This window comes from Alsobacter sp. R-9 (genome assembly GCF_054612375.1).
The window spans coordinates 24,144-44,795 of the sequence record NZ_JBTSWJ010000004.1 but is presented as its reverse complement, the minus strand read 5'-3'; the positions used below and the strand labels follow the sequence as shown (position 1 = coordinate 44,795).

The following is a 20,652-nucleotide window of genomic DNA, read 5'->3' as shown; positions in this document are numbered from 1 at the left end:
GATTGACGGGTGGGCGGGACATGAGCCACCGAGCCCGGAGGCCGCAGAGAAAGGCTGGATCCCCTTCCCGCGCCTGCGGCGCGCCGGGGATGACGGAAGAATGCTCGGCGACTGCCGTCGGTGATCCGGGTGTGGGAAGGCTTCCTATCCGCCGTCATCCCCGGCCGGAGCGGCGAAGCCGTGGAGTGGAAGGGGCTCCCGCGCCGCGCGAGCACCGCGATCGGCCCCTCACGCCCCGCCGACGGCTCCCGTCACCATGCCGGTGCCGTCGCAGTCGGGGCAGAGGGCCGGGCCGCCCTGCAGACGACCGGTGCCGCCGCAACGGGGGCAGAGAACCTCGCCCGTGCCCGGCGTGCCGGGAGGGGCCTCGTCGCCGGGGCGCGGCGGGTCGGTCGCCGGGGCGTCGGGCTTCGGCATGGTGAAGGGGGAGGCGGAATCGGGGTGGTCGCCGGACATGACGTGTCTCCCTTCGCAGGGAAACGCCGCCGCAGCGGGCGGGTTCGGCGTCCGTGTCCGATCCTTGAAGGGCTCGTTGCGTCCGGGACGGCCGCCCGGGGCAGGATGCCTGCCGTCAGTGCGTCCGGGCGATGCAGAAGTCGACGGCTTCGAGCAGCGCGGCCTTCATCGGCCCGTCGGGGAACAGCGCCAGCGCGTCGACGGCCATCGCGCCGTAGTGGCGGGCCCGCTCGATCGTGTCGTCGATCGCCCGGTGCCGGCGCATGATCGCCATGGCCTGCTCGAGCTCGGCGTCGCCGGTGCGGCCGTTCTCCATGGCCTCCTTCCAGAAGGCACGCTCGCTCTCGCTGCCTCGGCGGAAGGACAGCACCACCGGCAGCGTGATCTTGCCTTCCCGGAAGTCGTCGCCGACCTTCTTGCCGAGCTTGGCGCTGGCCCCGCCGTAGTCGAGCGCGTCGTCGACGAGCTGGAAGGCGATGCCGAGATTGGCCCCGTAGCTGCGGCAGGCGGCCTGCTCGGCCTTGCCGAGCCCGGCGATGATCGGTCCGACCTCGCAGGCGGCGGCGAAGAGAGCGGCGGTCTTGCCGCGGATCACCGCGAGGTACTCGTCCTCGGTCGTCTCGGTGTTCTTGGCCGCGGCGAGCTGCATCACCTCGCCCTCGGCGATCACCGCCGCGGCGGTGGAGAGCACGTCGAGCGCGTGCAGCGAGCCCACCTCGACCATCATCTTGAAGGCCTGCCCGAGCAGGAAGTCGCCGACGAGCACGCTCGCCTCGTTGCCCCACAGCATCCGGGCCGCGAGCTTGCCGCGCCGCATCTCGCTGGCGTCGACCACGTCGTCGTGCAGGAGGGTGGCGGTGTGCATGAACTCGACGGAGGCGGCGAGCTTCACGTCGCCCTCGCCCTCGTAGCCGCTGAGCTGCGCCGTCGCGAGCGTCAGCATCGGCCGCAGGCGCTTGCCGCCGGAATTGATGAGATGACGGGCGATCTCGGGGATCAGCATGACGTCAGAGCCGACCCGGCCCAGGATCAGCTGGTTCACCCGCTCCATGCCGTCCGCCGTGAGGCGCACCAGCGGATCGATGGACGGACCGGCGGACGGCTTGCCGTCCATGGACACCACGACACCCACGTTCATTCTTCCCTTTTCGGGCCGGAAATCGGGTCCCGACCTGCCCGCAAACTGCCACGGCGGGGCCTTCGGTCGCAACCGACCATTTCGCCGCTGCCCCCTGGACGTTGAGCGGGACGGCGCGCTCTGCGATGAATGGGGCGTGGTCGTCCTTCTTCGCACCAACGACATCGTCCTCATCTCGGTCGTCGAGTCCCTGCTCGACGAGGCCGGGATAGGCTGCTTCGTGGCCGACCAGCACATCAGCGCGCTGGAGGGCGGGATCGGCGCCTTCCCGCGCCGCATCATGGTGCCCGCCGACCGGGAGGCGCAGGCTCGCCGCCTGCTGACCGACGCCGGCCTCGCGCACGAATTGGCGCCCCGCCCGTGACGGCGCACCCGGGAACGACGGGCGGAGCGGCCGCGACCCGCGACGACCGCCTGCTCGACGGTCGCCTGTTGCTGCGCCAGCCCGTCCGCGGCCATCGCGCCGGCACCGATGCTGTCCTGCTGGCCGCCGCCGCGCAGGCGGGCCCCGGCGACGTTGTCGATCTCGGCGCCGGGGTCGGGACGGTCGGCCTCGCGGTCGCGGTGAGACATCCCGGGAGCCACGTCCGTCTGGTCGAGCGGGACCCCGCCGCTGCCGCACTGGCGCGCTATAACGCCAGCGCGAACGGGCTGGAGGCGCGCGTCGAGGTCGTGGAGGTCGACGTATTCGCCTCTTCCGCGGTCCGCGAAGAGGCCGGGCTGGGCCCGCGGTCGGCGGATCTCGTGCTCACCAACCCGCCGTTCGACGCGCCCGGGCGTGTCCGGCCGTCGCCCGATCCGGCCCGGCGGGCGGCGCACGTCATGGGGGACGGCGGCCTCGACGGATGGATTCGCACGACCCTCGACGTGCTTCGCCCTGGCGGCACCCTCGTCGTCATCCATCGCGCCACTGCGCTCCCGGCGCTGCTGGCCTCGCTGGACCGGCGATTCGGAGGGGTCTGCGTGCGGCCCGTCGCGGCGAAGGCCGGAGAGGCGGCGAGCCGCGTGCTGGTGAGGGCGGAAAAGGGCAGCCGGGCCCCGTTCGCGCTGTTGCCGCCGCTGGTCCTGCACGACGACACGGGTGGCTTCACGCCGCAGGCGGAAGCCCTGCACCGCGGCGAAGCGGCCCTTCCGTGGGCTTGAGGGTCAGTACATCCGCTGGCAGACCCGCTGCGGGCCCCAGTAGGTGTAGTGGGTCCGGCAGATCGTGACCGGCTCGACCCGCGCCTCGGCCCAGGTCGGGTTCTTCGGCGACTTCATCCGGTAGGCCGACTTGCGCGGCGGGTGGCCCGTCGCCGCCGTCGACGCCTTGCGGACCGAGGATCGCGCATGGGCCTTGCGCGACGGCCCGCCGTTCACCGCCACCGAACCGGGCCGGTAGGGGCTGTAGGGGCGATAGAACACGTAGTAGGCAGGGTCGTCGAACGTGTCCTTCTCGTCCAGCGTCCACTGGTAGCGGTAGTTCACGGGGTACCCGGGCTGCTGCGCCTGCGCGCCCGTCGCGGCGAAACCCGTGGCGCATGCGGCCAGCGCCAGCATCGGCAGGATCTTCGACACCTTCGCCATCGCACGACCACCCCTCGTTCGCCTCTGCATAGCACCGTTAAGGGTTGTGGCGAAGAGGGGGCGCTCCACGCAGGCCGGATCGCCAACACCCTTTGTGGATGGCAACGCCGGCCCCGGCGTCCTGTGTTGAGGGGGCGGAAGTGGCGCGGCGCCAGTGCCCAATGATGAACGAAAAGTAAATTCGGACTCACGGCAATTCTTGCCGGGGTTGTACTGTTTCAGGACGAACTTTTTTCGAGTGCTCAACGCGGTCTTTACCTTAACGGGTCCATCTTCGCCTCGTTCAGTTGCGTAACCGGTGCTGCACCATGGGTACCCCGCGTACCGGCGCAGCCGGCGACGAACCCCGGCTTCAGGTTTTGCGTACCGGGCGTTCCTCGCCGGCTGGTCGGATGGAGCCGCCAGCGCTCCCGCTCGACCGCGTGCTCGTCGGCGACTGCGTCGCCGAGATGTCGCGCCTTCCCGAGGCCAGCGTCGACCTGGTCTTCGCCGATCCGCCATACAATCTGCAGTTGGAAGGCTCGCTCACGCGGCCGGACCAGTCGCTGGTCGACGCCGTCGACGACGATTGGGACAAGTTCGCCAGCTTCGCCGACTACGACGCCTTCACGCGCGCCTGGCTTCTCGCCGCGCGCCGGGTGATGAAGCCGAACGCCACGCTGTGGGTCATCGGCTCCTACCACAACATCTTCCGCGTCGGCACGATCCTGCAGGATCTCGGCTTCTGGCTGCTCAACGACATCGTCTGGCGCAAGGCCAACCCGATGCCGAACTTCCGCGGCCGACGCTTCACCAACGCCCACGAGACGATGATCTGGGCCTCCAAGGGCCCTGCCGCCAAGGGCTACACCTTCAACTACGAGGCGCTGAAGGCCGGCAACGAAGACCTGCAGGTGCGCTCGGACTGGTTCATCCCTCTGTGCACCGGCGCCGAAAGGCTGAAGGACGGGGAGGGGCAGAAGCTGCACCCCACCCAGAAGCCCGAGGCGCTGCTCGCCCGCGTGCTCCTGTCCTCGTCGCAGCCCGGCGACGTGGTGCTAGATCCCTTCTTCGGCACCGGCACCACCGGCGCGGTCGCCCGCCGGCTCGGACGCCGATTCGTCGGCATCGAGCGCGAGACCGCCTATGCCGACGCCGCCATGGCCCGGATCGCCGGGGTCGTCCCCCTCGACGGCGCCGCTCTCGAGCCCGCGCCTGCGAAGCGCAGCGAGCCGCGCATCCCCTTCCTGTCGGTCGTCGAGGCGGGTCTTCTCTCACCCGGCGCGACGCTGATGGACGAGCGCCGGCGCTGGTCCGTCGTGGTGCGCGCGGACGGCACGCTGGCCCATGACGGCGTGGTCGGTTCGATCCACAAGGTCGGGGCGCTGGTGCAGGGCCTGCCGGCCTGCAACGGCTGGACGTTCTGGCACGCCGAGCAGTCCGGCGGCCTCGTGCCGATCGACGTCTTCCGCCGCGCCCTGCGCGACGCGATGGCAGCGGCCTGATTCGGCTGCTTGTCCTGTCGCGTCGGGCTCAGGGGCTCCGGCGCGGCTCCAGGTCCGCCTCGGAGTCACGGCCCACCGGCTCTCGCGCCGCCGCGAAGGCGACGATGCCGCCGGCCAGCAGCAGCGGCACGACGGCGTAGGCCAGCGCCAGCCCGAAATGATCGGCCAGCGCACCCAGTGCCAGGGGTGCCACGAGAATCGCGAAGCCCGAGCCGAACGACGCGCGCGCCGCCGCCGTCGCCGTGGCCGGACCGGCGGCCGCCAGCGCCTGCGCGATGCCGCTGGGGTAGAGGTTCGCCACCCCGAGCCCTGCTACCAGCAGGCCGGCAAGGGCCAGCGGCGGGACAGGCGCCTTCCAGAACAGCATGAAGCCGACGAAGGCGAGCGCGATGGAGGGCACGACGAACCGATCCTCCGGGATGCGGCGCATCAGCAGCGTGCCCGTGATCCGGCCGGCCACCATGCCGAGGGGGAAGACGGCCCCCGCCAGCACGGCGAGGTGGCGCGGCAGGCCGACTTCGGTCTCGAGGTAGGACGGGCCCCAGACCGTCATGCAGAACTCGGTGGCCACCGTGAGCAGCAGCAACGTCCAGAAGGCCCAGTAGCGACGCGGCAGCGGGGCCGTGCCTGCAGCGGGGGCCGGCGGAGCCGCCGGGAAGACGACGCCTCTGAACATGAGCAGCATGGCGATGGCGGCGCCCCAGCCCGCCAGCGCCGCCAGCCGCCACGAGCCGGCTCCCACCGCTGCAGCCACGGCGAGCGGCGCGACGAGGGCGCCAAGATAGGCCAGCACGTTCTGCTCGGCGAAGGCGATGCCGCGGCTCGCGCCGTGCCGCTCAGAGATCACGGCCGGCATCACGACGAGTTGCAGGGTGCCGACGAGCCCCATCACGAAGCAGCCCGCGACGCTGACGGAGGCGCCGGGTGCGACGGCGAACAGGGTCATTCCCACCGCCATCCCCGCCGTCCCCGTCCAGACCGCCGCCCGCCGTCCCATGCGCGCGACGATCCGCTCGCCGAAGAGCCCGCACAGCATCATGCCGACCGCGAAGGCGCTCGTGTGCAGCGCCGCCTCGGCATAGCGCAGGCCCAGTTCGGCGCGCAGGTGCGGCAGGGACGGGCCGATGAAGTTGAGGACCAGCGTGAAGTAGCCCGCCGTCGCGTAGGCGACGAAGGTGACGGGCTCGCGCTGGAGCGTGCGTGCGGGGGTCATCGGGAGGTCCGGCGGAAGGCGCACCCTCCTAGCACGACGGGGCGCCACTGGCGCCCCGCGTCGATCACGAAAACGATGGCCGGGACGTCCGGCCGGCTTCAGCCCTTCCGGCGGTCGGCCAGCGACCAGAGCGCCGGCACCAGCGCCGTGCCGAGAGCCGTCTTCAGCGCCGTGGCCGCGAAGAACGGGACCACGCCGCCGACCCACGCCGCCTTTGCGCCGACCAGGGTCGCAAGCCACGCATAGCCGAACACGAAGATCGCAGCGTGGCCGATGGCCATTGCCGCGAACATGCCGAGGATGGAGCGCCCGAAGCCGCGCTCGGCCAGCACGCCCACCACGTAGGCGCCGGCGAGGAAGCCGATCAGGTAGCCGCCGGTCGGCCCCATCATGTAGGGCAGGCCGATGCCGCGCTCGGGCGTGTCGGCGAAGACCGGAAGGCCCATCGCGCCCTGGAGGAGGTAGAGGGCCACGGTGGCGACAGCGAGCCGCCAGCCGTAGGCGGCGCCCAGCACCAGCACGACGAGCGTCTGCATGGTCATCGGCACCGGGTAGAACGGCACCTTCACCTTGGCCGAGATCGTCAGGAGCAGCGTGCCGAGGACGGCGAGGATGGCGAGGCGAAGCCACGTGGCCGCCTGCTCGCCGCGCGCAGGCCAGAAGACGGAAGCGAGCGTGTTCGGCATCGGCTGGGCGGCCATGGGCATCCTCTCCAGGGTCGGGTAACGAACTGACGCGGGCGTTGTGCCCTTTCGGACCATGGCCTCGCTCTATAGGGTTTCCGCGCTGGGGCGACAAGGCCGTCTTCCGGACGAGGACGGGCGGCCCCCCGCAGCCCACAGGCCCACCCGGACGGCACGATGACCGATGACATCCCCTTCGACCGCGATTTCAGCGCCCCGCCCGGCACCCTGGTCGAGGTGAGCCCGCTGGTCCGGCGCATGGTGATGCCCAACCCGGGCCCTTTCACCTTCACCGGCACCTGCTGCTACGTGATCGGCCGGGGCCGGGTCGTGGTGCTCGACCCCGGCCCCGGCCGACCGGAGGATGTCGCCGGTCTCGCGGCGGCGCTGGCGGGCGAGACGGTCGGCACGATCCTCGTCACCCACACCCACCGCGACCATTCCCCCGGCGCCCGGCTGCTGAAGGACATGACCGGCGCGCCGATCGTGGGCTGCGGCCCGCACGTCGCGGCGCGGCCACTCTTCGCCCACGAGGGCGGGCGGCTCGAGGCCGGCGGCGATCCCGACCACGTGCCGGACCGCCTCCTCGGGGAGGGCGACACGGTCGAAGGCGACGGCTTCACGCTGACGGCGGTCGCCACGCCGGGGCACACGGCCAACCACCTCGCCTTCGCGCTCGACGCCGAATCGGCGCTCTTTTCCGGCGACCACGTGATGGCGTGGTCGACCACCATCGTTGCCCCGCCGGACGGGTCGATGGCCGACTACATGGCGTCGCTCGCCCGGCTCGCCGAGCGCGAGGAGCGCGTCTTCTGGCCGGGGCACGGTGGCCCGGTCACCCAGCCGGCGCGATTCGTCCGCCATCTCCTGGCCCACCGCCGGCAGCGCGAGACGTCCATTCTCGAGCGGTTCCGGGCGGGCGACCGCACCATCGGCGCCATCGTGCCGCGGCTCTACGACGGGCTTGCGCCGGCCCTGCACGGGGCCGCCGCCCTCTCCGTGCTCGCCCATGTCGAGGATCTCGTCGCCCGCGGGCTCGTCGCGTGCGACGAGGGAGAGCCCTCGCTCTCCGGCCACTATCGGCCCGCCTGAGGGTCAGCTGCGCTCGTCGGCGAGCTCCTGCAGCGTGGCGAGGAAGGCCTCGATCCTCCGGGCGTTGGCGCCGAGGTCGTGCGCGCCGAAGCGCGAGGCCGAGCGCACGTCGACCCGTGCCCCCACGGCGACGGGCCGGATGCGCACCGTCACGTCGTCGGGAAAGCGCATCAGCAGCGAGCGGTCGATGGCCTCGATCCGCCCCGTGCCGGTGCGGCCGCCGGGCGCCGCGGTCTCGACCACCTGCCAGCCGCGCTGCTGCGCCGCCTTCAGCACAAGCTGGTAGACCTCCTGCGGCGCGAGCTCGAGCGTCAGCGGCGCCAGTTCGGGATAGGCGATGGCCTGGAGGGCCCGGCTCGCCGGCCCCGGATCGGGCGGAATCCGCCCGGCGCGCAGGTCCAGTGCCCGGCGCGACCGGGAGAAGGCCGGCGGGTCGGTCACGTCGGTCGTGATGTCGTTGAGCCGCGGCAGCCGCAGCGCCTGCACCGCGAGAAACGAGGGATAGGCCAGCAGCCCGATGGCCACGAGCAGGCCGGCCATGGCGGCCCCGAAGCCGGGGCGCCCGTCGTCCCACACCACCCCGAACGCCACCACGGCGAGCGCGATGGCGACTGCGGCGAGCACCATGCCCCCTGCCAGCACGGCCATCGACGCCGTGACGTCGAGCCGGTCGAGGCGCGACAGCAGGACCGTCATCGCCGTGACCAGCAGAGCGAAGCCGGCGACCCGCCGGCTCCAGCGGGCCGCGAGCGATGGGGGAAGTTCGACGACGAGTCGGCGCATCGCGCCATGATGCCGCCCTTGCCGGCGCCTGTCATCGCCGTCCCGGCTTGCGGAGAGCGGCGGCGCGTCGTTTGATCGGCGCCCCGAAGATCGCGAGACGCCTCCGCCGTGCCTACCTCCCCTCCGGCCCGCTCCGTCGCCGCTTCGCCGCCCGCCGCCGATGCGCCGGAGGTGCTGCGGACCTGGTTCCGCTTCCTGCGCCTGCACCAGCGCATCACCGTGCGCGCCGCGCAGGAGTATCGCCGGATCGGCCTGTCGATCCCGCAGTTCGACCTGCTCTCGACGCTCTCCGAGAGGGAGGGCGTGAGCCAGCAGGAGATCGCCGAGCGCCTCTACGTCACCAAGGGAAACGTCTCCGGCCTCATCGACCGGCTCGCGGCCCTCGGCTTCGTCGAGCGCCGCGCGCTGCCGCACGACCGGCGCTCCTACGCCCTGCACCTCACGCCGCAGGGCCGCGCCATCACGCAGGAGGGCCTCGCCCTGCAGAAGCGCCTCGTGGAGGCGACCCTTGGCACGCTGCCTCCCGGCGACCTCGCCGACCTCGACCGGATCCTCGTGAGCTGGCGCGACGCGGTGCGCGCGCTGCCCGAGCCGGGAGCGTGACCCGCGAACCCGGCTCCGCGCCCGGCTTCGCCGCTCTGGCGCTCGCCGGCGGCGGCAACCGCTGCTACTGGCAGGGCGGGTTCCTCGACGCGCTGTGGCGCCACACGACCGCGCGGCCCCGCCTGATCGTGGCGGTCAGCGGCGGCGCTTTCCAGGCCTGCTTCACCGTGGCCGGCGTGGGCGACCGCGTCCGCGCTCGTGTCCGCGAGGTCTGCGCCGGTCTCACGCGCAACATCGACTGGACGGGCCCGCTGGCCGGACGCCGCCTGTTCCCGGTCGGCAGCCTCTATCCGGAGCTCCTCGACGAGACCTTCGGCGAGGCGGAACTGGACCGGCTCCGGGCAGGGCCGGAGGTCCTCATCAAGATCTCCCGGCCGCCGCCGCGCCTGCCTGTCGGGCTGTCGGTCGTCGCCGGCCTCGCCGGCTACCAGCTGGAGAAGTTGGCGACGAACCGGCTGCATCCCCGCGTCGGCCGCGGCCTCGGCTTCTCGCCCGAGTTCGTGTCCACCCACGCGCTGCGCGACAAGGCCGAGCTCGTCGCGGCCCTCACGGCGAGCTCCTCGGTTCCGCCCTTCATGCCGGTGGGCACCGTGGCGGGCCGGCCGGCGCTGGACGGCGGGCTCGTCGACAACGTGCCCGTCGGCCCCCTGGAGCCGATCGAGGCAGCGGGCGAGCGCACGCTCGTGCTGCTGACGAGGCTCTACGCGAACCTGCCGGCGGTGCCGGGTCGGACCTACGTTCAGCCGTCGCGCCGCATCGCCGTCAACAAGTTCTCGATCACGGACGGGGAGGGGATCGCCGCTGCCCATCGCCTCGGCGACGAGGACGGCACGGCCTTCGCCCGCAGCCTCTGAGCCGGTCTCAGTCCGCGAGCCGGGCGAGTGCCTCCGGCAGCGCGGCGATGCTGTCGACCACGAGATCGGCGTGCGGCTCCAGCTCCTCGCGGGGTGCGGGGCCGGAAAGCACGGCGATCGCCACCGCGCCGGCCTTGCGCGCGGCGTGCAGGTCGTGCGTGCTGTCGCCCACCAGCGCCACCTCGGAGGGCGCCGCGCCGATGGCGCGGGCGAAGGCCAGCACCATGCCGGGCTCGGGCTTTTCGCCGTGGCCGGAGTCGTAGCCGGCGATGAAGTCGAGGTGCGGGCCGAGCCCCATCACCTCCGCCTGCGCGATGGCCGAGGCCTCGGCGTCGTTGGTGGCGATGCCGAGCCGGTAGCCCGCCGCGACCAGCTGCTCCAGCACGGCCCGCGGCTCGCCGATGGGCGCCATGGTGCGCAGCCCCCAGTCGCGCAGGCGCCGGTCCATCTCGGCGTGCAGGTCCGGGTGGTTCTCCCGGCCCAGCGCTTCCGCCCACAGGTGCCCGTAGCTCGACGAGGTGCCGGCCACGAGCGGCGACGTGCGCAGGAAGCGCTTCTCCTCGATGACGAGGTGGTTGAGCTCGGCGAGGCGCCGGAACACGGCCTCGTTCCCCTCCGCCATTTCCCGCATCACCTCGTAGGCGGCGGGACCCCAGGTGAGGTCGAAGTCGATCAGCGTCCCGTCCTTGTCGAACAGGATGCCTTTCAGGGGAGTGGCGTGGGCGTGTGCCAAGGGTGCTTCCTGACGAATCCGGTCGCCGCACCTTGCCAAGCATCGGCCCGGCGATCCACCGGAACCGTCACTGTCCCGCATGCCGCGCGGCGAGGACGGCCCTCAGCCGCGGCAGCAGGGTGTCCTCGGCGCGCCGCACGTCGTCCATCAGGCGTGCGCTCTCGGCGAGGCCGAAGGCGGTCGGCGCCAGCGAGCCGGGCCGGTCGTGCACGGCCTCGAGCCCCAGCCGCCGGGCCATCACGCGCTTGCCGTAGCACAGGATGCCCGGCACGCCGCGCGTCATGAAGACGATCAGCGGCAGCAGCTCGCGGTGCAACTCCCCGGCCAGCGCGACCGCCTCTGGATTGCCGGACGTGAGGCCCTCGAAGACCGCGACCTGCGCGGCAAGGCAGTCCGGGGCCGGGATCAGGCCCGCGCCGCCGCTGCGCAGGAGGGAGATGAACTCGAGCCCGCCATGGCCGCCGAAGGCGTCGACCGTGCCCTCCAGCGTCTCCAGCACCCGCGCGATGTCGACCGACCAGCCCTCGGCCTTCAGCAGGGTGATGTTGGCGTGGCGCCGCACCAGCGTCGCGAGCCCGTCGGGCGACAGGGAACTGTCGAGGTTGACGGGGTTGTTCTGGATCGCGACGGGCATGTCCAGGCCGTCGGCGATGGCGCCGAAGTGGCGGTGCAGCGTCGCCTCGTCGTGCCCCTTGCCGGGCGGCGGCTGCAGGATCACCCAGTCCGCGCCGTGGCCGCGCGCCATCCTGGCGAAGGCGATCTGCGCCTCGGGGTCCTGCTCCGCCACCGTGACGGCGAAGGGCACGCGGCCGCCGATCGCGGCGCCCACCACCTCCACCACCTCGCGGCGCTCCGCCGTCGTCAGGCGGTGCACTTCGGTGACGAGCCCCAGCACGGCGATCCCGTGGGCGCCGGCGGCGATGCAGTGCTCCACCTGCAGGCGCATGGCGGCGTGGTCGAGCCGCCCCTCCGGCGTGAAGAAGGCGTAGAGGATCGGGTACACGCCCCGGAAGCGGCGCTGCGCCATGGCGGTCCCCCTTCAGCCGATGACGTGGGAGAACACGTCGGGATGCGGCTCGACGCCGAGCCCGGGTCCCGTCGGCACGGTGTAGAACCCGGCCGTGCAGCCCATGTCGCCGGTCACGTAGCGCAGGTTCTTGTCGAAGATCGAGTGCTGGTACTCGTGGTAGGGCACCCGCTTCAGCGCCGCCGTCGCCTGCAGGCTCGCCGCCATGAAGATGCCGATGCCGATGGAGGCGTGCGGGATCGTGTCGACGTGGAAGGCGTGCGCCATCCGCCCGATGTGCAGGAACTCGGTGACGCCCGTGTGCCCCATCTCCGGCTGGATGATGCTCATGCAGCGCCGCCCGAAGCGCGGGCGGTACTCGAAGACCGTCCGCCATTCCTCGCCCAGCGCCAGCGGGCAGCCGATGCCGCGCGCCACGAGCTCCTGCCCCTCGATGTCCTCCGGCTCGCAGGGCGCCTCGGCGAAGTACAGGTTGTGCGCCTCAAGCCGGCGGATGAGGCGGATCGCCTCGCCCGCCGTGAACTTCCAGTGCAGGTCGACCATCAGGTCGACGTCCGGTCCCACGGCCTCCCGCAGCGCCGCCATCTCGCGCACGATGCCGTCGTCGGACATGGCGGCGGCGAACTTGATCCCCCTGAACCCCTTGCCGACCCACTCGACGGCGAGGTCGCAGCGCTCCTGCAGCGTCGCCTTCGGCAGTCCGGAGACATAGGCCGGCAGCCGCGCGTTGCGCCCGCCGCCGAGCACGCCGGAGAGGGGGCGGTTCACGCCACGCGCGAAGAGGTCCCACACGGCGATGTCGACGCCGGCGAGGCTGTCGACGTAGTAGCCGCCGAAGAAGCCGCGCACGCGCATCAGGTCGTAGAGGTCCTCGTGGATCACGACCGGTTCGCCGGGGTCCCGGCCGATCATCGCCGGGCCGAGCACCTCGTCTATGATCGCCTTCACCGCCTGCGGTGCGACGATGCCGTAGGTCTCGCCCCAGCCGACGCGGCCGCTCTCGCCGGTGATCTTCACCAGCACGGACATGTCCGACGTCGGGTAGATCGAGCGGTTGCCCTTGCGGATGACGTAGCCCTTCTCGTTGATCCGCTCGCCCTCGCGCAGCGGGCCGAGATAGGGCACGTCGCGCGGGATGGAGACGATGAAGGTCTCGACCTTGGTGATGACGTCGACGGGCGGCATGGATCAGGTCCGGACGGGATGGCGGGTGAAGAGGTCGGCCGCCTCGGCGATCAGCGCGGCACACTCGGCCTCGTCGCCATCGTCGAAGCGTGGGCCTGCGGCCCGGGCGAAGCGCGACGCCATCAGCCCGCGCGCGGCGAGCACCGCCTTGGTCAGCCGCACGCGGAACACCGCCTGGAACATCAGCAGCGGCAGCGTGCGCGAGTAGAGCCGCCGCGCCGTCGCGGCGTCCCCGGCGCGGTGCGCCCTGACGATGGCGACGTGCACGTCGGTGAGTTCGGTGGCGGGCATCGTGCCGGCGGCGCCGCGGGCCAGCTCGTCCATGAGGTAGCGCGCCCCCGCGCCGCCGAAGACGCCGTCGAGCCGGTCGCCGACGCTCGCCAGCAGCGCCGTGACGTGCTGGCCGCACGGCAGCGTCTCCTCCTTGACGAAGCGGATGGCCGGCACCCGGCGGACGATCTCGGCCACCTGCTCCGGCGAGAGGCCAGCCCCCATCGGGGCGGGTGCGTTCTGCAGCATGATCGGCAGCGACGTCCCTGCCGCCACCGCGGCGTAGAAGGCGACATGCGCGTCGATGTCGGCGCCGCAGCGGTTCGGCGCCATGATCATCGCCGCGCGCGCCCCGACGACGCGGCCCTCCTCGGCCCGTGCCGCCGCGCGCGCCGGATCGGCGTCGCTGGCCCCGACGATCATCGGAAGCCTGCCGGCAAGCGCCGCGCCGACCGACTTCACCATCGTGAGCCGCTCCTCGGGCGAGAGCGTCTCCACCTCGCTCGCCATGCCGGGATAGACGAGGCCGTCCGCGCCGGAGGACACGACGAACTCGACCAGCGGCCGCAGCGCGTCGGGATCGACCGCGCCGGCCTCGGTGAAGGGCGTGGGAAGGACGGGGAACACCCCCGAGAGTGCGGTCATTTCACGGACCCCGCGGTGACGCCCTGGATGAACCAGCGCTGGAGGAAGGCGAAGGCGAGGACGATGGGGGCGGAGGCGACGATCGACGCCGCCATGGCGCCGCCCCAGTCGGCGTTCACCTCGTTGAGATAGGCGAGCAGCATGCCCGGCCCGATGGTGCGCTTGTCCTCCGACACGATGAGCGTCATCGCGTAGAGGAGGTCGTTCCACGACCACATGAAGCCGTAGAGGAACACCGTCACGACCGCGGGAATCGAGACCGGCAGCACGATGGTGTGGAAGATCCGGAGCTCGCCCGCGCCGTCGGCGCGCGCCGCCTCGATGATCTCCGACGGCACCTGCGTGAAGTAGCTGTAGAACATGTAGGTCGACACCGGCAGCGCGAAGACGATGTAGGACAGCGTCAGCCCCAGCCGCGTGTCGATCAGTCCGAGGTCGGTGACGATCGGGTACAGGCTGATCAGCAGCAGCCCGAACGGGAACACCTGCGCCGACAGCAGGAGCACCATCACCGCGCGCCGCCCCGCGTAGCGGAACTTCGCGAACGAGTAGCCGGCATAGACCGCGAGCAGCGTGTTCAGCGCCGCCGCCGAGCCCGACACCACGAGGCTGTTGCGCAGCTGCTGGGGCAGGTTGCCCCGGCCGAGCGCCGTGGCGAAGTGCGTCAGCGTCGGATCGTGCGGGAACAGCGTCGGGATGATCCGGTAGAGCTCCGCGTTCGGCTTGAAGGCCGAGATCACCAGCCAGTAGATCGGGAAGAAGAGGAAGAACTCCAGCGCCACGGCGACGCCGCCAAAGACGAGGCGCGACAGGCGGGAGGACAGGTCGAGCATCCTCACACCCCCTTCAGCAGGTGCCGCAGGTAGAAGTACGCCGCCGGCAGGATCGTCGCGACCCACAGCAGGCCGAGCGCCGAGGCCATGCCGAGGTCCCACTGGTCGAAGGCGCGGCGGTACACCTCGATCGACAGCACCGACGTCGCCCGCACGGGGCCGCCGCCGGTGAGCGCGAAGATCGTGTCGAAATGCTGCAGGTTGCCGATGACGCCCAGCACGATGACGACGAGCAGCACCGGCCGCAGGTGCGGCAGGATGTGGTCGCGCAGCAGAGCCCGGTTGTTGGCCCCGTCCACCCGCGCCGCGTCGATCTGCTCGCGGTCGAGGCTCTGCAGGCCGGCGAGGAAGAACGACATGAACAGCGGGATCGAGAACCACACCTTGGTGATGACGACGGCCGTCATCGCTCCGCCGGTGGTGGAGAGCCACGCCGTCGGCGCCGGGATCGCCCCCACCGAGACGAGCGCGGCGTTGATCACGCCGTAGCGGCTGTTGAAGATCCAGCCCCACACGAATGCGGTGACCGTGCTCGGCAGCACCCACGGGATGAGCGTCACCGCCCGCAGCGCCGCCCGCCCGCGGAACGGCTGGTTGAGGATCAGCGCCCAGGCGAGCCCGAGCACCACCGAGCCCGCCGTCGCCAGCGTCACGTAGATCGCGGTGGTGACGAAGGCGCCGAGGATCTCGGGCGTCGTCAGGATGGTCTGGAAGTTCCGCAGCCCGATGAACACGGGCACCGGGGTCTGCAGGTCCGAGCGCGTGAAGGCGACGCCCAGCGCCCGGACGAAGGGGACGACGATGACGAGCGCGAAGGCGGCGAGCGCCGGCAGCAGGAACAGCCGCCCCACGCGCCGCTCGTGCGCCATCAGCCCGCCGCGGCGGGCGTCCGGCGACGGACGCAGGGGGGCCGTGCCCGAGTCGAGGCTCGCCGCGCTCATCGCGTCAGCCGCGCTTGGCCATCGAGGCTTCCATGCGGGTCTGCATGGAGGCGATGGCGGCGTCGGGCGTCTTCTGGCCGAGGATCGCCGCCTGCACCTCCTCCGAGAGGATGGTGGAGAGCTCAGGCGCGTTCGACCAGATGCCGATCTCGTTGATCAGCGGCACGCCGGTCGCCTCGTTCCAGGCCTTGAAGAACGGATCGTTCTGAACCACCGGCAGGGCCTGCGCGCTCTTGGTGACCGGAAGGGCCGACAGGGCCGGCGGGAAGGTACCCTGGGCCGCGTCCGAGATCAGGTAGTTGAGCCACTTGATGCCGGGAGCGTCGGCACTGGCCGTGTTCGGCCCCTTGAAGGCGCAGACGAGGTGCCCCCACTGGATCGACCGCGGCGTGTCGCCCGCCTTGAGCACGGGGGTCTTGATCGGCAGGACGAACTGGTCTGCCGCCTCGCCCCGGCCCGAGAAGCTGCGGGCAAAGCCGCGCGCCTGCGGCGGATCGAAGTAGAAGCCGCACGCGCCCTGGCCGAAGAGCCTGCGCGAATCCGGCCGGTCGATCTCCGGCGCGATGAGGCGGTCCTTCATCAGGCCGGCCATGAACGCCATGGCGGCGCGGCCGCCGTCGCTGTTGATCAGGACCTTGCCGTTCTCGTCGATGATTCGTCCGCCGTGCACCCACACCATGATCATGAAGTCGAGCGGGATGGAGTTGACGTTCTTCGTCGCGGCCGCGAAGGGCACCGAGTTGGGGACCTTGTCGCGGATGGCGACGAGCGCGGCCCGGAACTCCGCGATCGTCTGCGGCACGCCCACGCCGGCCTTCTCGAGCACCTCCTTGTTGGCGACCATGCCGATCGAGCCGGTGATCAGCGGCAGGCCGAAGGTCTTGCCGCCCGCCTGTCCCATCGCCAGGACCTTGGGGTCGATGGCCGCCTCGAGCTTGGCCCGGCCGATCGCCTCGTCGAGGTTGACCATCTCGGGGAGCGTGGCCAGCGAGGGCAGCCACCGCTCCTGCACCTGCACGGTCGTGGGCAGCGTCCTGGAGCGCTGCCTCAGCAGGATGTTCTTCTGCATGTCGCCCCAGGCCGAGCCGATGGGCTCGATGCCGGTTCCGCTGGCCGCCTTGTACCCGTCCAGCAGCTTCTGGACGTGCGGCTTGTTGGGCTCCTCGGCGAAAGTGAAGCTCATGAAGCTGAGATCGGCGCCCTGCGCGAACGCCGGGCGGGCGGCGAGGGTGGCGGCGCCGGCGGCCATCAGGCCCCCGAAGGCGCGGCGGGTCAGTTCAACCATCGTTTCCTCCGTCTGCGGGCCCTCGGGCCCGTCCGTTCTTGACCGGGCCGTCCGGCCCCCTTGCGTGTCGCCGCGGCGTCGGCCCCGCGGCCAGCCTCTTCAGACGACACCTCCGTCGAGGATGAAGGTCTGTCCGGAACAGCGTCGCGCCTCGTCAGAGGCCAGCCACAGCGCCATGCGCGCCACGTCGTCGGGCTCCAGCGGTTCCTTGACGCACTGGCGCTCGATGTAGCGGGCGAGCTTGGCGGGGTCGTCGGCCTTCGCGCGGTCGATCTGCTTCTGCGTCCAGATCATCCCGGGCGCGATGGAGTTCACGCGGATGCCCAGCGGCCCGAGCTCGCGGGCGAGCGACTTCGTGAGCCCCATGATGGCGGATTTCGCGGTCGTGTAGGCGATGAGGCCGGCGGCGCCCATCATCCACGAGATCGAGCCGAGGTTGACGATGGCGCCGCCGCCGGCCTCGGCCATCGCCGGGGCGAGCGCCTGGGCCGCGAAGAACTGGTGGCGGACGTTCACCGCGAAGCGGTCGTCCCAGTACTCGGGCGTCACCTCCGACCATGGCAGGCGGTCGTCGTTGCCGGCATTGTTGACGAGCACACGGAACGGTCCCGTCACGGCCGCCATGCGTGCGACCGCGGCGCGCAGCGCCGCGATGTCGCGCAGGTCGACCCGCTCGGCCGCGATCTCTGCACCGGCCTCGTCCCGCGCGGCGGCGCGCACGGCGGCGATGGCCCGCTCGTCGATGTCGACGAGCGCGACGCGCGCACCCTGCCGTGCGAAGTGCAGCGTGATGCTCTCGCCGATGCCGGAGGCCCCGCCCGTGACGATGACGGCGCGGCCGGCGAGGTCGGGGTAGCGCGCGCCGGTCATGCCGCGCTCCGGGCGGGCAGGGCCGCCTTCAGCCGCTGGCCGCCGGCGTCGAACAGGTGCACCGCGGCGGGATCGATGGAGATGCCCAGCACGTCGCCGGGCCGTACCGCCCGGTCGCCGGCCGCGCGGATGATGACCGGGTCCGGAGCGCCCTCGACCGCGGCGTGCACGAAGACGTCGGAGCCGAGGTGCTCCACCACCGTCGCCCGGCCGCGCAGCGTCGCCCCCTCGGCCGGCGACAGGCCGAGGTGCTCGGCCCGCACGCCGACCTCGACGGCGGTCCCTCCCGGGGCGTCGGCCTCGACGGCCAGCACGACGCCGCCGCCCAGCACCGGCCGCCGGTCCGGACCCAGCGTCGCGGGCATGATGTTCATGCGCGGCGAGCCGATGAATCCGGCGACGAAGCGGTTCGCCGGCGCCCGGTAGAGCTCCAGCGGGGAGCCGGCCTGCTCGATGCGCCCGGCGTTCATCACCACGATGGTGTCGGCCAGCGTCATCGCCTCCACCTGGTCGTGCGTGACGTAGACCATGGTGGTGCCGAGCCGCGCCTTCAGCGCCGCGATCTCCGCGCGCATGTCGACGCGCAACGCCGCGTCGAGGTTCGACAGCGGTTCGTCGAAGAGGAAGAGGCGAGGGTCGCGCACGATGGCGCGGCCGATGGCGACGCGCTGGCGCTGCCCCCCGGAGAGCTGGCGCGGCTTGCGGTCGAGCAGCGGCGAGAGACGCAGCACGGCGGCGGCCGCCTCGATGCGGCGGCGGATTTCCGCCTTGTCCGTGCCCGCGAGGCGCAGGGCGTAGCCCATGTTCTCGGCCACGCTCATGTGCGGATAGAGCGCGTAGCTCTGGAACACCATGGCGATGCCGCGCTTGGCCGGCGGCACGTCGTTCACCACCTCGCCGTCGATGGCGATCGTGCCGTCGGTGACCTCCTCGAGCCCGCAGATCAGCCGCAGCAGCGTGGACTTGCCGCAGCCGGAGGGGCCGACGAAGGCCGTGAACTCGCCGTCGGCGATCGACAGGTCGATGCCGCGCAGGATCGGCGTGGTGCCGAAGGACTTGCAGACGTTGCGCAGGGTGATGCTCGCCATGCGCCCTCTCAGCCGCGATAGGGGGTGTCGGCCTTGCCGGCGACGCCGGCGGCGATGGCGAAGACGCTGCCCGACAGCGGCGCCTCCGCGAGCTGCTTCGCCGAGAGGCGGATGCGCGCACTGGTGACGTAGAGCGTCGACAGGTCCGGCCCGCCGAAGGCGCAACTCGTCGGTCGCGGCACGGGCAGGTTGATCACGCGGTCGACCTTGCCGGCGGGGTCGTAGCGCGTCACGCACCAGCCGTCCCAGTGGGCGGACCACACGAAGCCCTCCGCATCCACCGCGAGGCCGTCCGGCGTGCCGGCATCCTCCGTCAGGCGCACGAACACGCGGCGGTTCGCCAGCGTGCCGCTCTCGATGTCGAAGTCGTAGGCGAAGATGGTCCGCGACCCGGAGTCGGTGAAGTAGAAGGTCCGGTCGTCGGGGCTCCAGCCGAGCCCGTTGGAGACGTGCAGGCCGGTCTCCATCCGGTGACACCGTCCGTCCGGGTCGAGCCGGTAGAGGCTGCCGTGGCCGGGCGTCGTGTCGATGGCGAGCGTGCCGACCCAGAAGCGGCCGCGCCGGTCGCACTTGCCGTCGTTGAAGCGGTTGCCGGGCTTTGCCGCCTCCGGCGCCGCCAGCGTGGTGCTGCGGCCGCTTTCTAGGTCGACCGCCTTGAGGCCGGTCTGCATCGCGGCGAGGTAGCCGCCGCGCTCGCGCCGCACCACCGCGCTCACGAGTTCGGGCATCGGATGGCTGCGGAAGGAGCCGTCCTGCGGGTCGGCGATGATGACCGCCGGCGCGAGGATGTCGACGAAGGCGAGCTTTTTCTCGGCCGGCAGCCACGTCGGTCCTTCGCCGAGGAACGCCGTCGTCGGCACGACGCAGGTCACGTCGGAGCGGTCGATGCCCAGCGGGCGCGCGTTGATCCTGATCGACATGGCCACCTGACCCGCGTTTCCGGAGATGCGACGCGCCGCCTCGATCACGTCGCGGCCCAGCGAGTGCAGCCGGTCGAGGTCGAGGCGATAGGAGGGCGCGAGGACGGCGATGGCGCCGATGGCGCGCGCCCGGTGGTCGAGCACGGCGGCGGCGAGCGAGCTGACCCCGACGTGCTGCTCCTCCACCGACACCGCGTACCCGCGCGCCTTGGTGAGGTCGAACTGCTGGGCGAGCACGTCGCGGTCGGTGATCGTGTTCGGCGTGAAGCGCTTCAGCGGCAGCCGGTTGAGCAGTTGCTCGCGCAGCGGCGGGTCGAGGTGGGCGAGGATCGCCTTGCCGGCGCCACTCGCATGGGCCGCGACGCGGGCGCCGACGCCGTTGCCCAGCCGCACCGCCTGCGCCGCCTCCCGCTGGTCGACATAGAGGATCTCGTCGTTGTCGAGGATCGCCAGCCGGACGGTCTCGCCCGTCAGGTCGCGCAGCCGTTCCAGCTCCGGCTCGGCGGCGGTGCGCAGGTCGAACTGGTCCCACACGCGATGGGCCATCTCGAAGAGGCGGAAGCCGAGGTGGTAGCTCTGGTCGCGGTCGTCGACCCGCAGCAGCCCCGCCTCGACGAGCGTGGAGAGCATCCGGTGCGTGGTGCCGCGCGTCAGGCCGGCGCGGTCGGCGATCTCGCTGAAACGCAGGCCGCCCTGGGCGGCGACGATGTCGAGCAGGGAAAGCCCCCGGCGCAGCGCCTGGGCGCCCGGCACCTCGCGGGCGACCTCCTCGTCGCGCGGGACGTGGACCACGCTCAGGCGCTTCACGCTGCCTCCCCGTTTCATTATCTGGATAGCATATTCAGCATGTGGACGAGGGGTGTCAATCGGGGATGACGCACCCGAACACGCGCATGCCGCGCTCCCGCCAACCGGCTCGGAGAGGCGAAAGAGGACCGCTGTCCCCTGGACGGAGCGCCTTCGGCGAATGGATCCACATGGTG

General features: G+C 71.9%; 22 protein-coding genes. 6 read left to right on the top strand and 16 right to left on the bottom strand.

Annotated elements, in window-relative coordinates; genetic code table 11:
• Positions 1 to 228: 228 nt before the first annotated feature.
• Together ACX9GQ_RS08225 and ACX9GQ_RS08220 are read right to left on the bottom strand one after the other, a co-directional pair.
• Positions 229 to 417 (bottom strand): hypothetical protein, encoded by a 189-nt coding sequence (locus ACX9GQ_RS08225; protein ID WP_459629311.1) that lies wholly within the window; start codon positions 415 to 417, stop codon positions 229 to 231.
• A 154-nt stretch (positions 418 to 571) separates the two neighbouring features.
• Entirely contained in the window at positions 572 to 1,594 is a 1,023-nt protein-coding gene (locus ACX9GQ_RS08220; RefSeq protein WP_459629033.1) for a polyprenyl synthetase family protein, read from the bottom strand.
• 136 nt (positions 1,595 to 1,730) lie between these two features.
• On the opposite strand from ACX9GQ_RS08220, the gene ACX9GQ_RS08215 reads away from it, so the two are divergent.
• Positions 1,731 to 1,958 carry a putative signal transducing protein gene (locus tag ACX9GQ_RS08215; RefSeq protein ID WP_459629032.1) on the top strand — a complete coding sequence of 76 codons (228 nt, stop codon included), beginning with the start codon at positions 1,731 to 1,733 and terminating at the stop codon, positions 1,956 to 1,958.
• Positions 1,955 to 2,737, top strand: a complete 783-nt coding sequence (locus ACX9GQ_RS08210; RefSeq protein WP_459629031.1) for a tRNA1(Val) (adenine(37)-N6)-methyltransferase — start codon at positions 1,955 to 1,957, stop codon at positions 2,735 to 2,737. Before ACX9GQ_RS08215 ends, ACX9GQ_RS08210 begins: the two co-directional genes overlap by 4 nt.
• A gap of 3 nt (positions 2,738 to 2,740) precedes the next feature.
• Here the strand turns inward: ACX9GQ_RS08210 and ACX9GQ_RS08205 are convergent, their stop codons facing one another.
• The gene (locus ACX9GQ_RS08205; RefSeq protein ID WP_459629030.1) at positions 2,741 to 3,160 is read right to left on the bottom strand and encodes a hypothetical protein; all 420 of its coding nucleotides are present in this window, start codon (positions 3,158 to 3,160) and stop codon (positions 2,741 to 2,743) included.
• Between the two features lie 308 nt (positions 3,161 to 3,468).
• On the opposite strand from ACX9GQ_RS08205, the gene ACX9GQ_RS08200 reads away from it, so the two are divergent.
• Positions 3,469 to 4,644 carry a DNA methyltransferase gene (locus ACX9GQ_RS08200; RefSeq protein ID WP_459629029.1) on the top strand — a complete coding sequence of 392 codons (1,176 nt, stop codon included), beginning with the start codon at positions 3,469 to 3,471 and terminating at the stop codon, positions 4,642 to 4,644.
• 28 nt (positions 4,645 to 4,672) lie between these two features.
• Here the strand turns inward: ACX9GQ_RS08200 and ACX9GQ_RS08195 are convergent, their stop codons facing one another.
• Both ACX9GQ_RS08195 and ACX9GQ_RS08190 read right to left on the bottom strand, forming a co-directional pair.
• Positions 4,673 to 5,857 (bottom strand): MFS transporter, encoded by a 1,185-nt coding sequence (locus ACX9GQ_RS08195; protein ID WP_459629028.1) that lies wholly within the window; start codon positions 5,855 to 5,857, stop codon positions 4,673 to 4,675.
• A gap of 98 nt (positions 5,858 to 5,955) precedes the next feature.
• On the bottom strand, positions 5,956 to 6,558 hold the full coding sequence (locus ACX9GQ_RS08190; protein ID WP_459629027.1) for a biotin transporter BioY: 603 nt from the start codon (positions 6,556 to 6,558) through the stop codon (positions 5,956 to 5,958).
• Positions 6,559 to 6,717: 159 nt separating this feature from the next.
• Between ACX9GQ_RS08190 and ACX9GQ_RS08185 the strand changes: the two genes are divergently transcribed.
• Positions 6,718 to 7,632, top strand: coding sequence for an MBL fold metallo-hydrolase (locus ACX9GQ_RS08185; RefSeq protein ID WP_459629026.1), 915 nt, complete (start codon positions 6,718 to 6,720; stop codon positions 7,630 to 7,632).
• A gap of 3 nt (positions 7,633 to 7,635) precedes the next feature.
• On the opposite strand, the gene ACX9GQ_RS08180 is transcribed toward ACX9GQ_RS08185, so the two are convergent.
• Entirely contained in the window at positions 7,636 to 8,415 is a 780-nt protein-coding gene (locus ACX9GQ_RS08180) for a DUF1499 domain-containing protein (RefSeq protein WP_459629025.1), read from the bottom strand.
• Between the two features lie 108 nt (positions 8,416 to 8,523).
• Here ACX9GQ_RS08180 and ACX9GQ_RS08175 point away from each other — a divergent pair, with 108 nt between their 5' ends.
• Together ACX9GQ_RS08175 and ACX9GQ_RS08170 are read left to right on the top strand one after the other, a co-directional pair.
• Entirely contained in the window at positions 8,524 to 9,018 is a 495-nt protein-coding gene (locus ACX9GQ_RS08175) for a MarR family winged helix-turn-helix transcriptional regulator (protein ID WP_459629024.1), read from the top strand.
• Positions 9,015 to 9,872 carry a patatin-like phospholipase family protein gene (locus tag ACX9GQ_RS08170; protein ID WP_459629023.1) on the top strand — a complete coding sequence of 286 codons (858 nt, stop codon included), beginning with the start codon at positions 9,015 to 9,017 and terminating at the stop codon, positions 9,870 to 9,872. Before ACX9GQ_RS08175 ends, ACX9GQ_RS08170 begins: the two co-directional genes overlap by 4 nt.
• A 7-nt stretch (positions 9,873 to 9,879) precedes the next feature.
• On the opposite strand, the gene ACX9GQ_RS08165 is transcribed toward ACX9GQ_RS08170, so the two are convergent.
• The 10 genes from ACX9GQ_RS08165 to ACX9GQ_RS08120 form a co-directional block, all read right to left on the bottom strand.
• Positions 9,880 to 10,605, bottom strand: coding sequence for an HAD family hydrolase (locus ACX9GQ_RS08165; protein ID WP_459629022.1), 726 nt, complete (start codon positions 10,603 to 10,605; stop codon positions 9,880 to 9,882).
• Between the two features lie 67 nt (positions 10,606 to 10,672).
• Complete coding sequence (locus tag ACX9GQ_RS08160; protein WP_459629021.1) at positions 10,673 to 11,632, bottom strand: dihydrodipicolinate synthase family protein; 960 nt, start codon at positions 11,630 to 11,632, stop codon at positions 10,673 to 10,675.
• A 12-nt stretch (positions 11,633 to 11,644) separates the two neighbouring features.
• Positions 11,645 to 12,817 (bottom strand): mandelate racemase/muconate lactonizing enzyme family protein, encoded by a 1,173-nt coding sequence (locus ACX9GQ_RS08155; RefSeq protein ID WP_459629020.1) that lies wholly within the window; start codon positions 12,815 to 12,817, stop codon positions 11,645 to 11,647.
• A 3-nt stretch (positions 12,818 to 12,820) separates the two neighbouring features.
• Positions 12,821 to 13,732 carry a dihydrodipicolinate synthase family protein gene (locus ACX9GQ_RS08150; RefSeq protein WP_459629019.1) on the bottom strand — a complete coding sequence of 304 codons (912 nt, stop codon included), beginning with the start codon at positions 13,730 to 13,732 and terminating at the stop codon, positions 12,821 to 12,823.
• Positions 13,729 to 14,565: a carbohydrate ABC transporter permease gene (locus tag ACX9GQ_RS08145; RefSeq protein ID WP_459629018.1), complete on the bottom strand. Its 837-nt coding sequence runs from the start codon at positions 14,563 to 14,565 to the stop codon at positions 13,729 to 13,731. The genes ACX9GQ_RS08150 and ACX9GQ_RS08145 overlap by 4 nt, the downstream gene beginning before the upstream one ends.
• Before the next feature lie 2 nt (positions 14,566 to 14,567).
• The gene (locus ACX9GQ_RS08140; RefSeq protein WP_459629017.1) at positions 14,568 to 15,506 is read right to left on the bottom strand and encodes a carbohydrate ABC transporter permease; all 939 of its coding nucleotides are present in this window, start codon (positions 15,504 to 15,506) and stop codon (positions 14,568 to 14,570) included.
• A 4-nt stretch (positions 15,507 to 15,510) separates the two neighbouring features.
• Positions 15,511 to 16,791 (bottom strand): ABC transporter substrate-binding protein, encoded by a 1,281-nt coding sequence (locus ACX9GQ_RS08135; protein WP_459629016.1) that lies wholly within the window; start codon positions 16,789 to 16,791, stop codon positions 15,511 to 15,513.
• 99 nt (positions 16,792 to 16,890) lie between these two features.
• Entirely contained in the window at positions 16,891 to 17,661 is a 771-nt protein-coding gene (locus tag ACX9GQ_RS08130; RefSeq protein ID WP_459629015.1) for an SDR family NAD(P)-dependent oxidoreductase, read from the bottom strand.
• On the bottom strand, positions 17,658 to 18,749 hold the full coding sequence (locus tag ACX9GQ_RS08125) for an ABC transporter ATP-binding protein (RefSeq protein WP_459629014.1): 1,092 nt from the start codon (positions 18,747 to 18,749) through the stop codon (positions 17,658 to 17,660). The genes ACX9GQ_RS08130 and ACX9GQ_RS08125 overlap by 4 nt, the downstream gene beginning before the upstream one ends.
• Before the next feature lie 8 nt (positions 18,750 to 18,757).
• Positions 18,758 to 20,476 carry an SMP-30/gluconolactonase/LRE family protein gene (locus ACX9GQ_RS08120; RefSeq protein WP_459629013.1) on the bottom strand — a complete coding sequence of 573 codons (1,719 nt, stop codon included), beginning with the start codon at positions 20,474 to 20,476 and terminating at the stop codon, positions 18,758 to 18,760.
• Between the last annotated feature and the right edge of the window lie 176 nt (positions 20,477 to 20,652).

Coding starts and splice junctions, on each gene's coding strand:
- ACX9GQ_RS08225 (WP_459629311.1), bottom strand. CDS start 417: ATGCCGAAGCCCGACGCCCCGGCGACCGACCCGCCGCGCCCCGGCGAC.
- ACX9GQ_RS08220 (WP_459629033.1), bottom strand. CDS start 1,594: ATGAACGTGGGTGTCGTGGTGTCCATGGACGGCAAGCCGTCCGCCGGT.
- ACX9GQ_RS08205 (WP_459629030.1), bottom strand. CDS start 3,160: ATGGCGAAGGTGTCGAAGATCCTGCCGATGCTGGCGCTGGCCGCATGC.
- ACX9GQ_RS08200 (WP_459629029.1), top strand. CDS start 3,469: ATGGGTACCCCGCGTACCGGCGCAGCCGGCGACGAACCCCGGCTTCAG.
- ACX9GQ_RS08195 (WP_459629028.1), bottom strand. CDS start 5,857: ATGACCCCCGCACGCACGCTCCAGCGCGAGCCCGTCACCTTCGTCGCC.
- ACX9GQ_RS08190 (WP_459629027.1), bottom strand. CDS start 6,558: ATGGCCGCCCAGCCGATGCCGAACACGCTCGCTTCCGTCTTCTGGCCT.
- ACX9GQ_RS08185 (WP_459629026.1), top strand. CDS start 6,718: ATGACCGATGACATCCCCTTCGACCGCGATTTCAGCGCCCCGCCCGGC.
- ACX9GQ_RS08180 (WP_459629025.1), bottom strand. CDS start 8,415: ATGCGCCGACTCGTCGTCGAACTTCCCCCATCGCTCGCGGCCCGCTGG.
- ACX9GQ_RS08160 (WP_459629021.1), bottom strand. CDS start 11,632: ATGGCGCAGCGCCGCTTCCGGGGCGTGTACCCGATCCTCTACGCCTTC.
- ACX9GQ_RS08155 (WP_459629020.1), bottom strand. CDS start 12,817: ATGCCGCCCGTCGACGTCATCACCAAGGTCGAGACCTTCATCGTCTCC.
- ACX9GQ_RS08150 (WP_459629019.1), bottom strand. CDS start 13,732: ATGACCGCACTCTCGGGGGTGTTCCCCGTCCTTCCCACGCCCTTCACC.
- ACX9GQ_RS08145 (WP_459629018.1), bottom strand. CDS start 14,565: ATGCTCGACCTGTCCTCCCGCCTGTCGCGCCTCGTCTTTGGCGGCGTC.
- ACX9GQ_RS08140 (WP_459629017.1), bottom strand. CDS start 15,506: ATGAGCGCGGCGAGCCTCGACTCGGGCACGGCCCCCCTGCGTCCGTCG.
- ACX9GQ_RS08135 (WP_459629016.1), bottom strand. CDS start 16,791: ATGGTTGAACTGACCCGCCGCGCCTTCGGGGGCCTGATGGCCGCCGGC.
- ACX9GQ_RS08130 (WP_459629015.1), bottom strand. CDS start 17,661: ATGACCGGCGCGCGCTACCCCGACCTCGCCGGCCGCGCCGTCATCGTC.
- ACX9GQ_RS08125 (WP_459629014.1), bottom strand. CDS start 18,749: ATGGCGAGCATCACCCTGCGCAACGTCTGCAAGTCCTTCGGCACCACG.